The organism is Neobacillus terrisolis, from assembly GCF_051233475.1.
Taxonomy (GTDB): Bacteria; Bacillota; Bacilli; order Bacillales; family Cytobacillaceae; genus Bacillus_BU.
Map to the genome: position 1 here is coordinate 1 of NZ_JBKFGH010000045.1, position 15,529 is coordinate 15,529.

Sequence of the window (15,529 nt, forward strand, 5' to 3'; positions counted from 1 at the left end):
AGGAAATCAACAGACAAATTTAACAGGCCATTGTTTTTTAATTAATAAGTTCGATGCCTTATCACAAACTAATGATGCCGGAGTGAGTGAGGAGGTTGTTCTTTTGGGCAGAAGAAGAGGGATTATGTCTGATCGATTAAAAGAAGAGCTTGCAAAAGAGCTGGGCTTTTATGATGTTGTTCAAAAGGAAGGTTGGGGCGGGATTAAAGCCAGGGATGCCGGGAATATGGTAAAAAGGGCTGTTGAACTAGCTCAACAACAATTAATGAACAAACACTAATTTCTCTTTAACAATGGCTTTTTAGGATGCAATCAAATATTGGATCACACGGCAGATGGCTAGGGTATATCCCTAGCTTCTTTATTTTAAGATGACCACTTATCCATATGTAAATTTGACCATTCTTTTGTTTTTGACCAGGATATGTTGTATAAATGTCCCGAATCTAACGTTCTATCCCGTCTTTTTTATGGTAAAATAGGACAAAATATGAAGATGGTCGAATTTTGTAAAGTAGGTGGGTATGTTGAAGCTTTTAGTGAAAGCACCAGCTAAAATCAATTTATCATTAGATGTTTTATATAAACGTTCGGATGGCTTCCATGAAGTTGAAATGATTATGACGACAATTGATTTAGCTGACCGTCTTGAGCTTTCTTTATTAGATAAAGATGAAATACATATTGTTTCTCATAATCGATTCGTACCTGATGATCAGCGTAATTTAGCTTATCAGGCAGCCAAACTTTTGAAGGAACGGTTTAATGTAAAAAAAGGGGTAAGAATTGCGATTGAGAAGACGATTCCTGTGGCAGCGGGACTAGCCGGAGGAAGCAGCGATGCAGCTGCTGCCTTAAGAGGCTTAAATAAATTATGGCAGCTCGGATTGTCTTTAGATGAACTTGCCGAACTTGGTTCAGAAATTGGTTCGGATGTATCATTTTGTGTATATGGAGGAACAGCTTTGGCTAAAGGTCGAGGAGAAATCATAACCGAGCTCCCGGTGCCGCCTACTTGTTGGGTTATTTTAGCGAAGCCGTTTATCGGTGTCTCCACTGCTGATGTTTATCGCCGGTTAGATTTAAATAAAATAAAACATCCTAATACAAAAGCGATGATTAATGCGATCGATTCGAAAAACTACATGGAAGTCTGTCAAAATGTAGGTAATGTTTTAGAAGACGTGACATTAAACCTTTATCCTGAAGTGGCACAAATTAAAGAGCAAATGAAGCGGTTTGGAGCAGATGCTGTGTTAATGAGTGGAAGTGGACCAACTGTGTTTTGCTTAGTTCAGCATGATTCAAGAATGCACCGAATCTATAATGGTTTAAGAGGCTTTTGTGACCAGGTTTTTGCCGTTAGAATTTTAGGGGATCGTCATACCCTTGATTAAATCCGTATATTAATGATATATTATCGTTAAATATTCGGTTTTTGGAGGTCCATTTTATGAAATTCCGTCGAAGTGAACGATTACTTGACATGGCACATTATTTGACCGAACATCCGCGTGAGCTCGTATCGCTTACCTTTTTTGCCGAGAGGTATCGTTCAGCTAAATCATCTATAAGTGAGGATTTAGCTATTATTAAGGATACCTTTGAACAAAGGGGGCTTGGAACATTACAAACTGTTCCAGGGGCTGCTGGTGGCGTTAAATATTATGTGAAGGTTAATGAATCAGAGGCAAAGCCATTTGTAAAAGAACTATGTAATCTTATGGAAAGTCCAGAACGTCTACTTCCTGGTGGATATTTGTATATGACGGATATTATTGGAAATCCCTCCATTGTTCGAAAAGCCGGACGTTTGATTGCATCAGCTTATTCTTTTGCAAATATAGATGCAGTGATGACTGTCGCAACAAAGGGAATACCGTTGGCCTATGCAGTGGCAAGCCAAATCAATGTTCCAGTTGTTATAGTAAGAAGAGATAGTAAGGTCACTGAAGGATCAACTGTAAGTATTAATTATGTTTCAGGCTCCTCTAAACGGATCCAAACAATGGTCTTATCAAAACGAAGCCTCGCTGAGGGCTCTAGAGTTTTGATTGTTGATGATTTTATGAAGGCTGGCGGCACCGTAAATGGGATGAAAAGCTTACTTGAAGAATTCAAAGCACAATTAGCTGGTATTGCCGTGCTAGTTGAATCAGAAAATATTGAGGAAAGATTAGTGGACGAGTATATTTCGCTTGTAAGATTATCAGATGTTGATGAGAGGGCGAAAACGATTAAGGTGAGTGAAGGGAACTACTTTACTTTATCTGGGAATATGTCGTGGGAAAAATAAAAAATAGTGTTAAAATGATATAGATGAAATTTGTGTTGGGAGGAAAAGAAAATGAAAACGGTTCAAACAAATGGAGCTCCTGCAGCAATCGGACCATATTCACAAGGGGTTATTGTCAATAATATGTTTTATAGCTCTGGTCAAATTCCTTTAACGGCTGAAGGGGTTATGGTTGAAGGAGATATAAAGGCTCAAACGTATCAGGTTTTCAAAAATCTCCAAGCTGTGCTTGAAGAGGCTGGTGCTTCCTTTGAAACAGTTGTTAAAGCTACTGTATTTATAAAGGATATGAATGATTTTGCGGCTCTTAATGAAGTATATGGGGAATATTTTTCAGTACATAAGCCTGCCCGTACTACAGTAGAGGTGGCTCGTCTTCCAAAAGATGCTTTAGTTGAAATTGAAGTAATTGCGCTCGTTAAATAATAACGAGCGTTTTTTATTTCCTCAAAAATATTTCGTATTTCGATTATTCCGAATTGCGATTCATAATTTGTTCACAATTTGAGTTAATTTTTTGAAAAAAATATACAATTAAAGAAGGAAATTTGGAAATCTTTGTAGAATCAATTAGATGGTTTTCATTACGGAAATTGAGAAGGTGGTGAACATGATGGAAGTGACAGACGTAAGATTACGCCGAGTTAACACAGATGGACGTATGAGAGCGATCGCTTCAATAACATTAGACAATGAATTCGTAGTTCATGATATCCGTGTCATTGACGGAAATAATGGATTATTCGTTGCGATGCCTAGCAAACGTACACCAGATGGTGAGTTTCGAGATATCGCCCATCCGATTAATTCGGGGACTCGCGGTAAAATTCAAGAAGCCGTGTTAGCAGAATACCATCGATTAGGTGAACTAGAGGTAGAATTTGAAGAAGCTGGGGCATCCTAAAAAAATGAATAACAACGAGAGCCTTACTACAAAAAAGTACGGCTCTTTTTTTATGTAAACAGCTAGCCAAATTGGACAGAAATTGGCCTCTCTTTATCAATAGGACAACAACAACAAACCCCTCTCCTTTATTCTCCCTTTCTTAACAAATAAATACATTTGTGATGATTCCTTGAAATAAACAGCTATTTAAGATATATTCTTAATGGATAAAAAGGTAAATTGGAGGGCCATACATGTCTACTCGGTATGCGATAATTTTGGCGGCAGGTCAGGGGACAAGAATGAAATCAAAACTGTATAAGGTTTTGCACCCTGTTTGCGGAAAACCAATGGTTCAACATGTTGTGGATCAAATTTCTAAGCTTCATATAGACGAAATGGTCACAATAATTGGTCATGGTGCAGAAAAAGTTAAAGCTCAGCTCGGAACTCAAAGTCAATATGCATTGCAGGAAAGTCAGCTAGGTACAGCTCATGCTGTTATACAAGCGAAAGAAATGCTGGCTGGCAAATTCGGTGTTACATTAGTTGTTTGTGGCGATACACCCCTTATAAAAGCTGAAACAATGGAAGCTTTGTTCAAACATCATGAAGAAATGAACGCAAAAGCAACTGTTTTAACAGCAGAGGCAATTGATCCAACTGGATACGGTCGAGTTGTTCGTAATCAACAAGGGTTTGTTGAAAAAATTGTTGAGCATAAGGATGCTTCAGATCAAGAGCGTAGCATAAAAGAAATTAACACCGGTACCTATTGTTTTGATAATCAAGCTTTATTTAATGCGTTGGAACAAGTTTCAAATGATAATGTTCAAGGTGAATATTATTTACCGGATGTCATTGAAATTTTAAAAAAGCAGGGTGAAATCGTTACAGCATTTCAAACTGAAGAGTTCGAAGAGACGCTAGGAGTAAATGACAGGGTTGCCCTATCAGAAGCTGAACGGATTATGAAAAAAAGAATCAATGAAACCCATATGCGAAATGGTGTAACGTTAATTGACCCATTATCTACATATATTGGTCCTGATGTGGAAATTGGCCAAGATACGGTCATTTACCCAGGGACTACTATTAGCGGAAAGACTGTAATCGGTTCTGAATGTGTGATTGGACCAAATAGCGAAATCAAAGATTGTCAAATTGGTAATGAAACAACGATCCGCCAATCCGTTTCTCACGAAAGCAGTATCGGATCCAGAGTTAACATAGGGCCATTTGCTCATATTCGGCCAAAATCCGATATTCATGATGAAGTGAAGATCGGAAACTTTGTCGAAATCAAAAAGGCTGTCTTCGGTAAGGGAAGTAAAGCATCTCATCTTAGCTACATTGGGGATGCTGAAGTTGGTAAGGATGTTAATATAGGTTGCGGATCCATTACGGTGAATTACGACGGAAAAAACAAGTTCTTAACAACAATTGAAGACGATGTATTTATCGGTTGTAATTCTAATTTAGTAGCTCCAGTAACGGTTAAAAAAGGAGCATACGTAGCGGCAGGTTCAACGATCACCAGTGACGTTCCAGAAAATGCCCTCTCTATTGCACGTGCCCGTCAAGTGAATAAGGAAAATTATGTTGATAAATTAAACTATAAGAAATAAGAAAGAAGGCTGGAGATCCACCATGTCGAATCAATATTTAGATCCCAATTTAAAAGTATTTACTTTAAATTCAAACAAAGAACTTGCGGAAGAAATTGCAAAGGTCATTGGTGTCGAGCTTGGAAAATGTTCGGTAACCCGATTTAGTGATGGAGAAATTCAAATCAACATTGAAGAAAGTATTCGCGGTTGTGACGTTTTCATTATTCAATCTACTAGTTCACCGGTAAATGAGCATTTAATGGAATTACTTATTTTAATTGATGCTTTAAAGCGTGCATCTGCTAAAACCATTAACTTGGTAATCCCATATTATGGTTATGCTCGTCAAGATCGGAAAGCACGCGCTCGTGAGCCAATTACTGCAAAACTTGTGGCAAATTTACTTGAAACTGCAGGGGCAACTCGTGTAATTACGTTAGATTTGCATGCTCCACAAATTCAAGGCTTCTTTGATATTCCAATTGATCATTTAATGGGTGTTCCAATCTTAGCAGAGTATTTCAAGAATAAGCATTATGATAAAGAAATTGTTATCGTTTCACCAGACCATGGTGGAGTAACTCGTGCAAGAAAGATGGCTGAGCGGTTAAAAGCACCGATTGCGATTATTGATAAACGCCGTCCTAAGCCAAATGTAGCTGAGGTAATGAACATCGTCGGTAATATTGAAGGTAAAGTAGCCATCTTAATTGATGATATTATCGATACGGCTGGTACCATCACTCTTGCTGCTAATGCTCTTGTGGAAAATGGTGCTGCAGAAGTGTATGCTTGCTGTACACACCCAGTATTATCAGGTCCTGCCATTAATCGAATTGAAAATTCGAAAATAAAAGAATTAGTTATTACGAATTCAATCGCTCTTCCTGAGGAAAAGCTGATTGATAAAATCGTCAATCTTTCTGTAGCCTCATTATTGGGTGACGCGATTATTCGTGTTCATGAAGAGCAATCAGTAAGTGTTTTATTTGAATAATAAGTTTCATTAGTCATAAATTAACGTTTATTTCTTCCTAATTTGGGGCATTTTTATATAGAACCCAGAGAAAAAATTAGGAAGGTGAACGTGAATGAATGCAGTATTAGAAGTCCAAGGGAGAACTCAATTTCAACGCTCGTCCTTAAAAAGCCTCCGTGATAATGGAAACATTCCTGCTGTAATATATGGAGTAAATAAGCAGAATCAGCCCGTGTCAGTTAATGTCGGGGACTTGATGAAAACGATCCGGGATAATGGCAAAAACGGGGTTATTTCTTTAAAACTGGACGGAAAAATGCAAAATGCGATTTTAACGGATTATCAAATGGATCCGCTAAGTAAGGATATCATTCATGCAGATTTTCTTGCTGTTGATATGTCGACTGAACTACAAGTTAATGTGCGGATTCAATTAGATGGTGAAGCTATTGGTGTCAAGGATGGAGGAGTCCTGCAACAACCGCTTCATGAACTATCGATAACGGCTACACCAAGTCAGATTCCACAGGCCCTCCATATTGATGTAACGAATTTACAGGTGGGTGAAAATTTGACTGTTGGCGATATCTCTATTGCAGAGGGGATTAGTATCAACCATGATACTGAAGAAGTGGTCGTAACCATCTTGCCTCCTAAGCAAGAAGAAGAGATCAGTACAGGTGAACAACAATCAGAAGGTCTTCCTGAAAATCTTGAGGGAAGAGAAACAAATGCAGAATAATTTTAGGACGTAACCTAGTTTAGGTTACGTCTTTTATAGTATCATTAAAAGAGCAGTATAAAAGGGGTGGGATCATGAAGCTTATTGTTGGACTTGGTAACCCTGGGAAACAATATGAAAATACAAGACATAATATTGGTTTTAAAGTAATCGATAAACTATCTGAACAGCTGGGTATTCAGTTAGATCAGGCTAAGCATAAAGGGATTTATGGAATGGCTACGATTGGTGGAGAAAAAATATGCTTATTAAAGCCACTTACCTATATGAATCTATCTGGAGAATCCATTCGGGCGGTCATGGATTATTATCAAATTGAGACCGAAGAAGTGGTGGTTATTTATGATGATCTTGATTTGCCTGTAGGAAGGATTCGCCTTCGTCAAAAAGGCAGTGCCGGAGGGCATAATGGGATTAAGTCAACGATTGCCCATTTAGGAACAGAAAACTTTAATCGAATTAGAGTGGGAATTGATCGCCCGAAAAATGGCATGAAAGTGACCGACTATGTTTTAGGTCGTTTTACTAAGGAAGAAGAAATCGCCATGGCAGACGTAATCCAAAAGTGTGTAGCCGCTTCGGAACAGTGGCTAAAACAGCCTTTTTTACAAGTAATGAATGAATTCAATGCTTAATTGCTACATGTTTACTAGAAAAATAACATACAATAGCCGTACGAATAACTTTCTTCAAAACAGTAAATAATATTTTTATCTACGCTGTTGAGGAGGAAAATACTTGGCTATTCATTATCATTGCCGTCATTGTGGTGCAAATCTTGGTACAATTGATAAGATGTCGGTACATAGTGAACAACTTGGTTTACACAAGTTATCAGATAAGGAACGGCAGGAAATGGTTTCTTATGATCAGCAAGGTGATATTCATATAACCTCAATTTGTGAGGATTGTCAGGAACAACTTGACCGCAACCCAGAGTATCACCAATATGACTTTCTGATACATTAACAGCTTTGGACATCAATCCAAAGCATTTTTCTGTTACGCTTTGCATTGTTTAGCTATAGCGGCCGGGGGCTCGCAGGTGATAAGCCCCTAAGCGAGCCGCCTACGCTTTTCTTAGAAGGGAGGGGTCCGGATGGAAGGGCTTAAATCGGTCATTGGAAGGCAAGAGGATGTTCTGTCTGTTATTGCCGGAGTTGACGAGGGATTAAAAGAACAATTAATTGCAGGATTATCCGGATCTGCCAGAACGGTTTTTCTGGCATCGGTTTATGAAAAAACAAAGAAACCACAGCTTATTGTGACACATAATTTGTTACAAGCTCAAAAAATATATGATGATATAACCAATTTAATAGGGGAAACCGATGTTTTCCTTTACCCAGCCAATGAGTTAATTGCCGCTGAAATGAGTATTGCCAGTCCTGAGCTTAAAGCGCAGCGAATTGAAGCGTTAAATTATTTGGTAAATGACCATAACGGGATTATGATTGTTCCGGTTGCAGGACTTCGTAAAATAGTCCCACCAAAGGAATTATGGGAAAGGCATCAAATTTCCATTGAGATTGGAGAGGAAATTAATCTTCAAGTTTTCTTAAATAAATTAGTAAGAATGGGATATATTCGGGCAGAAATGGTTTCATCACCAGGAGAGTTTAGTGTTCGTGGTGGAATTCTCGACATTTATCCCCTGACTGAGGCGGATCCGATTCGAATTGAATTATTTGATACTGAAATTGACTCGATTCGTTCTTTTTCTTTGGAGGATCAACGTTCAAAATTAAAGCTGAACAAGGTGACGATTGTACCTGCTGCAGAATATATCTTTGAACCGGAGCACATTGATAAACTTATTTCCAATCTTGAGGAACGACTTTCTAAAAGCTTAAAAATGCTTAAGCAGGAAAAAGTAAAAACGTTACTCTCACAAAATATAGGTTATGAGCTTGAACAATTACGTATAGGTCAGAAACCAGAACAAATTTTCAAATATCTATCTTTTGCATATGAAGAAGGAAATAGTTTACTAGATTATTTACCTCAAAATAGTCTGATTTTTGTCGATGAAATTAGCAGAGTTCAAGAGATGAATGATTCATTGGAAAAAGAGGAAGCGGAGTGGTATACAAGCCTGTTGGGAGAAGGGAAAATACCACATGATGTTAAAATGGCCCATCCGTTCTTACCATTGCTTCATAAATCCGCCCATCCTGTTGCCTATTTGTCTCTGTTTTTAAGACATGTTCCAAATACCAATCCACAAAATATTATTAATGTTTCCTGTAAACAAATGCAGAACTTTCATGGGCAAATGCATGTATTAAAGGCAGAATTAGAGCGATGGGCAAAGGGGAAATATACAGTTGTATTTTTAGGCCCTGATGAAGATAGAGTAAACAAGCTTCAACGTGTTCTAGAAGACTACGGAATTAATGCTGCATTTGTTGCGAAAAACCAAGCGCTGTTATCTGGGAAAATTCAAATTACTGAAGGGCATCTGTATTCCGGATTTGAGCTTCCGATTCAAAAAATTGCTGTAATTACCGAAGAAGAGCTGTTCAATAAGAAAACTACGAAAAAATCACCACGCCGGCAAAAACTTTCAAATGCAGAAAGAATTAAAAGCTATTCGGAGCTCCGAGTGGGAGATTATGTTGTTCATGTTAATCATGGGATTGGGAAATATCTAGGGATTGAAACGCTAGTCATTAACGGAGTTCATAAGGATTATCTCCATATTCGTTATCAGGGCAGTGACAAATTATATGTTCCAGTCGAACAGATTGATTTAGTTCAGAAATTCGTTGGTTCTGAAGGAAAAGAACCTAAAATTTATAAACTTGGTGGAACGGATTGGAAGCGAGTCAAGAAAAAGGTTGAAGCATCGGTTCAAAACATTGCTGATGATCTAATCAAGCTATATGCTGAACGCGAAGCAGCCAAAGGTTATGCTTATTCGCCAGACGGTGATATGCAGCGGGAATTTGAAATGTCATTCCCTTATCAAGAGACAGAAGATCAGCTTCGTTCAATTACTGAAATTAAAAAGGATATGGAAAAAGAACGGCCAATGGATCGCTTGCTTTGTGGAGATGTAGGCTATGGAAAAACTGAAGTGGCCATTCGTGCTGGCTTTAAAGCGATTGCGGATGGAAAACAAGTAGCGTTCTTAGTTCCAACAACGATTCTTGCACAGCAGCACTTTGAAACAATGCGAGAGCGTTTTCAAGACTACCCAATTAAAATAGGTTTATTAAGCCGTTTCCGTACAAGGAAGGAACAGCAGGAAACAATGAAGGGGCTAAAGGCCGGGACAGTTGATATCGTGGTTGGAACGCACCGGTTGTTATCAAAAGATATCGTATATCGGGATTTAGGATTATTAATCATCGACGAGGAACAACGGTTCGGGGTTACCCATAAAGAGAAAATTAAACAACTAAAAACCAATGTCGATGTTTTAACTTTAACGGCTACTCCTATTCCTAGAACGCTTCATATGTCCATGCTTGGGGTTCGCGATTTGTCTGTTATTGAAACACCTCCAGAAAATCGTTTTCCAGTCCAAACCTATGTGATGGAGTATAATGGCGGTCTTGTTCGGGAGGCAATTGAACGGGAATTAGCACGAGATGGGCAGGTCTATTTCCTCTATAACAGAGTGGAGGATATTGAACGAAAGGCTGAAGAAATATCAATGCTTGTTCCAGATGCAAGAGTTACCTATGCTCATGGGCAAATGTCCGAAAATGAATTGGAATCAGTCATGCTCGGATTCCTCGAAGGTGAATATGATGTTCTGGTTAGTACAACGATTATTGAAACAGGGGTCGATATCCCTAATGTTAACACTTTAATTGTATTCGATGCAGATCGAATGGGTCTTTCACAACTTTACCAATTACGTGGCCGTGTTGGCCGTTCCAGTCGGGTCGCATATGCTTACTTTACCTATCGTAAGGACAAGGTGCTTACAGAAGTAGCGGAAAAACGCCTTCAGGCGATAAAGGAATTTACAGAGTTAGGTTCTGGATTTAAAATTGCCATGCGCGATCTATCGATTCGAGGTGCAGGAAATTTACTTGGAGCCGAGCAGCACGGGTTTATTGATTCAGTCGGATTTGATTTGTATTCACAAATGTTAAAAGAAGCGATTGAGGCAAGAAAAGGAGATATCCACGAGGAGGCGGCTTCAACACTTGAGATCGATGTGGAAGTGGACGCTTATATTCCAGATACTTATATTAATGACGGGCATCAAAAAATTGAAATGTATAAACGATTCCGTTCGATTTCAACAATGGAAGAATTAGAGGAACTGACCGAGGAAATCATCGATCGCTTTGGGGAGTATCCTGAAGAAGTGGCCTATTTGTTCCAAATCGCCGAAATAAAGGTTTATGCGATGAATGCGAAGGTTGAATTGATTAAACAGGCGAAGCAAGAAATTACTATTCTTATTTCCGAAAAGGGAAGCGAAAATATCCAAATGCAAAAAATCGCTCCGATCATGAATAAATATGGAAGAATGATTGGTGTCGGTCAAGATGGAAATAAACTGAAGCTTGTTCTTCATATTAAGGGAATTCCTAGTCAAAAATGGATGATGGTGGCGTTAGAATTAATTAAATGTATATCCGAGTCCAAGTCTGAGGTCGAAAAAGATTACGTTTCTTAAAGTGGGAAAGCGGGGCTCACTGACCTAGTATATTTTTCCATATAAGGAAGAACTATCATTCACGAGAAAAAATCGTAGATTGTGTATAGAACTTTCCAGATGAAAGATAATATATCTAACATGGTGATGATTTATAAAAATGCAGCACCATGAATCATTGCCAAACAACAAATCATCAGATGAAAGTGAGGCAACATTGGATGAAAGCAACTGGTATTGTTCGTCGAATCGATGATTTAGGTCGTGTGGTTATTCCAAAGGAAATTCGCAGAACGTTAAGAATTCGTGAAGGTGACCCGCTCGAGATTTTTGTTGATCGTGACGGGGAAGTTATTTTAAAGAAATATTCTCCAATCAGTGAGTTAAGTGATTTTGCAAAAGAGTACGCTGAGGCTTTATACGATAGTTTAGGAAATCCTGTGTTAATCTGCGATAGAGATACTTATATTGCTGTTGCAGGAGGTTCGAAGAAAGATTACTTAAACAAAAACATAAGTGATTTAGTAGAAAGGACCATGGAAGACCGTAACTCAGTTCTAATGAATCAACAGGAGACTGCTGCCCTTGTTGATGGTAATGAGGAAACCGTTTCTGCTTACACGATTGGTCCTATTATTGCAAATGGAGATCCAATTGGTGCTGTTATTATCTTAGCTAAAGAGGGAACACTCGGAGAAGTTGAGCAAAAAGCTGTTGAAACAGCCTCGAGTTTCTTAGCACGTCAAATGGAGCAGTAAAATAGGAAATGTTTCGTCACCCTATTTTATAACATTTTCATAGTGTTTTTACTGAAAAGGGTGGCGGAGAGCTGCCTTTTTTCAATAGGAAAGAGGCTCATCTTTCATCTGTTTACGTAAGCTCATCCCGTTTATTTTAAAAACTGAAAGCAAGTTGGTTAATATGCTATAATACGTTGGAAATTACTATTTAATTTGGAAGGTGAGAGGGTCTATGGGGCCCAGACATGAGCAAAAAGAAGTATTAAAAGGTGTGTTTATTTTAACGATTGGAGCCATTATTACCAAGATCTTAAGTGCAGTTTACCGGATACCATTCCAAAATATGGTTGGTGACGTTGGCTTTTATATTTACCAGCAAGTATACCCTTTTTACGGACTTGCCCTTGTATTAACCACAAGCGGTTTTCCCGTTATTATCTCCAAACTTTATGCTGAGAAAAAGGGGAATGCTGCCAAGCGCTTGCTTGTCATATCCTTCTTTTTTTTATTTACGGTCGGTCTGCTTGCCTTTATTGGGATGTATGTAGGTTCCGATTGGTTGGCAGAGAAAATGAATGACCCGAATTTAGCCATTTTATTTCGAGCGATTTCGGTTATCTTTTTAATTCTCCCGTTTACGTCTGTGTTGAGAGGGTATTTTCAAGGCGAAGGTGATATGTTACCGACCGCAGTGTCTCAAGTCGCAGAGCAATTCGTTAGGGTACTGACCATTTTAGGCTTGTCGGCCTTATTCATGAGTAAGGGCTATTCTCTATATCTTGTTGGAGGCGGAGCTGCCTTTGGTTCCGTAACCGGTGGCATTGTTGCGGGGCTCTTGTTAGCTTTCTTTTATAGAAGGCGGAAAGCGTCTGCTAAACTCTCAATTGATAAAATAATTCTATCGATTTCGGTTAAGGAAGTATTCGAGGTTGTTAAAACTTTAACCTTTCAAGGCTTTGCAATATGCATAGCAGGGATGCTGTTAATTTTTATACAATTGGCAGACTCCATTAATTTATATACACTGCTTGTATCATCAGGAATGGACTCATTAGCGGCAAAGCAGCTTAAAGGAATTTATGACAGAGGTCAACCATTAATTCAATTAGGAACCATTTTAGCAACTTCCATGTCCCTTTCCTTAGTTCCGTTAATCTCTAGTGAAAAAATGAAGAAAAATAAAGCTAGTTTGATTGACAATATACAAACCGCCCTAAAAATAAGTATTATGGTCGGTGTGGGCGGAGCGGTCGGCTTATTATTTATCATCGAGCCAACAAACATCATGTTATTTGAAAATAGCCAAGGCTCAAATGTTCTTGCCATTATTAGTTTATTAATATTTTTTTCATCTGTTATTATTACCATATCAAGCATCCTTCAAGGGTTAGGGATAAGCATTCTTCCAGCCGCCATTATTTTAGCAGGTTTTTTGATTAAGTTGATTTTCAATATCCCCTTGGTTTTAGAATTTGGAACACTTGGTGCGGCGCTTGCATCTGTTGTCTCAATGCTGATTATTTTAGTTTTATTAAGTGTAAAATTAAAACGAACTGTAAAACAAAGGCTCTTGCCGCAAGGATTTATCATTACGATCAGCTTAGCGACAATGGGGATGGGAAGTAGTTTGCTAGCCTATCTCAAAATAACAGAGATACTTTTTTCGGGAAGCCGATTGTTTGCCGCATTCCAGTCTTTAACGGCCGTGATAATAGGTGGATTCGTTTATTTATTGATTGTTTTAAGAAGTGGGGTTTTTACCGAAAAGGAGCTGTCCTTACTACCTTTTGGCAGTAAGTTAATGGCGTTATTACCAAAAAACAGGGGATGATTATCGTGGTGAAGAAAATTATTGTTCTTGGTCTAGGGGCAGGGGACATATCGCAAATTCCTTTTGGAGTATATAAACAAATGCTTCAAGCTGAGCTTGTTTATTTACGAACAAAAGAGCATCCAGTTATAAAGGATTTGGAACAAGAAGGAGTAAAGTTTGAAGCATTTGATTATATTTATGAAAAATATGATCGTTTCCAGGAAGTATATCAAGAAATTAGTGAAATCTTATTAAATAAGGCGGATTCAGAAACAATTGTTTATGCGGTTCCCGGACATCCTCTTGTTGCGGAGCAAACCGTCCAGCTTTTATTAACAAAGGGATTGGAAAGAGGCATTGAAATTGAAATCGGCGGCGGTCAAAGTTTTATTGATTCAATCTTTCAAGCGCTACGAATTGATCCGATTGATGGCTTCCAATTATTAGATGGGACTGCCTTAACACGTGATTCCATTAATGTCCATCAGCACGTCTTGATCGGTCAAGTTTATGATACATATGTAGCTTCCAATGTGAAACTAACACTAATGGAAAGACTTCCAGACGATTATCCAGTCTATGTTGTCACCGCCGCAGGAAGCAGTGCGGAGCAGTTAGTCGAAATTCCTTTATATGAATTAGACCGTGTTGTTAAGGTGAATAATTTAACATCGGTCTATGTCCCTCCAGTTCGTGATGAAGCCATTCATTATAAGGATTTTAGTAAGTTTCGTCATGTCATTGCCGAACTTAGAGGGCCGAACGGTTGTCCTTGGGATAAGAAGCAAACCCATAAAAGTCTAAAGAAATATTTAATTGAAGAGGCTTATGAGTTAATTGAGGCTATTAACAATGATGATATTGATCATATGATTGAAGAATTGGGGGATGTACTGCTCCAAGTTATGCTTCATGCCCAAATTGGCGAAGATGAAGGTTATTTTTCAATCGAAGATGTTATTGAGGGAATTACGTCAAAGATGATCCGAAGACACCCGCACGTTTTTGGCACGGTAGAGGTAAACGGTGTTGAAGATGTATTAACCAACTGGGAGGAAATCAAGAGCCAAGAAAAATCGATAGAAAAGGAAACTTCATTATTGGATAAGGTTGGAATGGCACAGCCTTCGCTTATTAGAGCATATGAGCTACAAAAGGAAGCGGCTAAGGTTGGTTTTGATTGGAAGGAAGTGGCTCCAGTTTGGGAAAAGGTAAAAGAGGAGCTTCAGGAATTTGAAAGTGAAATAGACAAGGATGCCCAAAATGAAAAGGCTATGAAGGAGTTTGGCGACCTTTTATTTGCTTTTGTAAACTTGGCTCGATTTTATAAGATTCATCCGGAAGAAGCTTTGCTTGCCACCAATCAAAAATTTACGGAACGGTTCCATTTTGTTGAAAAGAAGGTTAAAGAGAGTGGCAGAGAATTTCTTTCTCATTCCCTTGATGAGCTCGATCAATACTGGGATGAGGCAAAGAAAAAGGGCATATAGACTAAGGAGAGGAGAATATTCATGCGTTTAGATAAGTATTTGAAAGTATCCCGGTTAATTAAGCGCCGGACCGTTGCCAAAGAAATTTCGGACCAAGGCAGAATTGATATCAATGGTAAACAAGCAAAATCAAGTTCTACTGTTAAGGTTGGTGACGTTCTAACTGTAAAATTTGGCCAAAGAATTGTAACCGTAAAAGTTGAACGAATCCAGGAAACATCTCGTAAAGAAGAAGCGGCAGAAATGTATTCCATCATAAGTGAAGAACGTGTAACAGAGGCCTAGGATTGCCTCTGTTTTTTATGATTGTTCTATTTATCCTCCTCTTTTCATAAACTTGTACAAAAACCAG

General features: G+C 38.5%; 15 protein-coding genes. All 15 read left to right on the plus strand.

Annotation, left to right across the window (positions count from 1 at the left end; translation table 11 throughout):
- Positions 1-103 precede the first annotated feature (103 nt).
- A complete protein-coding gene (locus tag ACI48O_RS21805) occupies positions 104-280 on the plus strand; it encodes a small, acid-soluble spore protein, alpha/beta type (RefSeq protein WP_435563968.1) in 177 nt (58 codons plus the stop codon).
- Between the two features lie 247 nt (positions 281-527).
- Positions 528-1,397 (plus strand): 4-(cytidine 5'-diphospho)-2-C-methyl-D-erythritol kinase, encoded by an 870-nt coding sequence (ispE, locus tag ACI48O_RS21810; protein ID WP_435563969.1) that lies wholly within the window; start codon positions 528-530, stop codon positions 1,395-1,397.
- Between the two features lie 56 nt (positions 1,398-1,453).
- Positions 1,454-2,296: a pur operon repressor gene (purR, locus tag ACI48O_RS21815; protein ID WP_435563939.1), complete on the plus strand. Its 843-nt coding sequence runs from the start codon at positions 1,454-1,456 to the stop codon at positions 2,294-2,296.
- 51 nt (positions 2,297-2,347) lie between these two features.
- On the plus strand, positions 2,348-2,722 hold the full coding sequence (gene ridA / locus ACI48O_RS21820; protein ID WP_435563940.1) for a 2-iminobutanoate/2-iminopropanoate deaminase: 375 nt from the start codon (positions 2,348-2,350) through the stop codon (positions 2,720-2,722).
- A 187-nt stretch (positions 2,723-2,909) separates the two neighbouring features.
- Positions 2,910-3,200: a septation regulator SpoVG gene (spoVG, locus tag ACI48O_RS21825; protein ID WP_003347151.1), complete on the plus strand. Its 291-nt coding sequence runs from the start codon at positions 2,910-2,912 to the stop codon at positions 3,198-3,200.
- 236 nt (positions 3,201-3,436) lie between these two features.
- Positions 3,437-4,810 (plus strand): bifunctional UDP-N-acetylglucosamine diphosphorylase/glucosamine-1-phosphate N-acetyltransferase GlmU, encoded by a 1,374-nt coding sequence (gene glmU, locus ACI48O_RS21830; protein ID WP_435563941.1) that lies wholly within the window; start codon positions 3,437-3,439, stop codon positions 4,808-4,810.
- Positions 4,811-4,832: 22 nt separating this feature from the next.
- Positions 4,833-5,789, plus strand: a complete 957-nt coding sequence (locus tag ACI48O_RS21835) for a ribose-phosphate diphosphokinase (protein WP_435563942.1) — start codon at positions 4,833-4,835, stop codon at positions 5,787-5,789.
- A gap of 94 nt (positions 5,790-5,883) precedes the next feature.
- Positions 5,884-6,513 (plus strand): 50S ribosomal protein L25/general stress protein Ctc, encoded by a 630-nt coding sequence (locus tag ACI48O_RS21840; protein WP_435563943.1) that lies wholly within the window; start codon positions 5,884-5,886, stop codon positions 6,511-6,513.
- Between the two features lie 74 nt (positions 6,514-6,587).
- Positions 6,588-7,148 carry an aminoacyl-tRNA hydrolase gene (gene pth / locus ACI48O_RS21845; RefSeq protein ID WP_435563944.1) on the plus strand — a complete coding sequence of 187 codons (561 nt, stop codon included), beginning with the start codon at positions 6,588-6,590 and terminating at the stop codon, positions 7,146-7,148.
- A gap of 103 nt (positions 7,149-7,251) precedes the next feature.
- Entirely contained in the window at positions 7,252-7,482 is a 231-nt protein-coding gene (locus tag ACI48O_RS21850; RefSeq protein WP_435563945.1) for an anti-sigma-F factor Fin family protein, read from the plus strand.
- Positions 7,483-7,612: 130 nt separating this feature from the next.
- The gene (gene mfd / locus ACI48O_RS21855; protein WP_435563946.1) at positions 7,613-11,155 is read left to right on the plus strand and encodes a transcription-repair coupling factor; all 3,543 of its coding nucleotides are present in this window, start codon (positions 7,613-7,615) and stop codon (positions 11,153-11,155) included.
- A 200-nt stretch (positions 11,156-11,355) separates the two neighbouring features.
- Positions 11,356-11,892: a stage V sporulation protein T gene (gene spoVT / locus ACI48O_RS21860; RefSeq protein ID WP_435563947.1), complete on the plus strand. Its 537-nt coding sequence runs from the start codon at positions 11,356-11,358 to the stop codon at positions 11,890-11,892.
- A gap of 214 nt (positions 11,893-12,106) precedes the next feature.
- Positions 12,107-13,705, plus strand: a complete 1,599-nt coding sequence (locus ACI48O_RS21865; protein ID WP_435563948.1) for a putative polysaccharide biosynthesis protein — start codon at positions 12,107-12,109, stop codon at positions 13,703-13,705.
- A 5-nt stretch (positions 13,706-13,710) separates the two neighbouring features.
- A complete protein-coding gene (gene yabN, locus ACI48O_RS21870; RefSeq protein WP_435563949.1) occupies positions 13,711-15,177 on the plus strand; it encodes a bifunctional methyltransferase/pyrophosphohydrolase YabN in 1,467 nt (488 codons plus the stop codon).
- A gap of 21 nt (positions 15,178-15,198) precedes the next feature.
- Positions 15,199-15,462 (plus strand): RNA-binding S4 domain-containing protein, encoded by a 264-nt coding sequence (locus ACI48O_RS21875; RefSeq protein WP_435563950.1) that lies wholly within the window; start codon positions 15,199-15,201, stop codon positions 15,460-15,462.
- Positions 15,463-15,529: the final 67 nt, after the last annotated feature.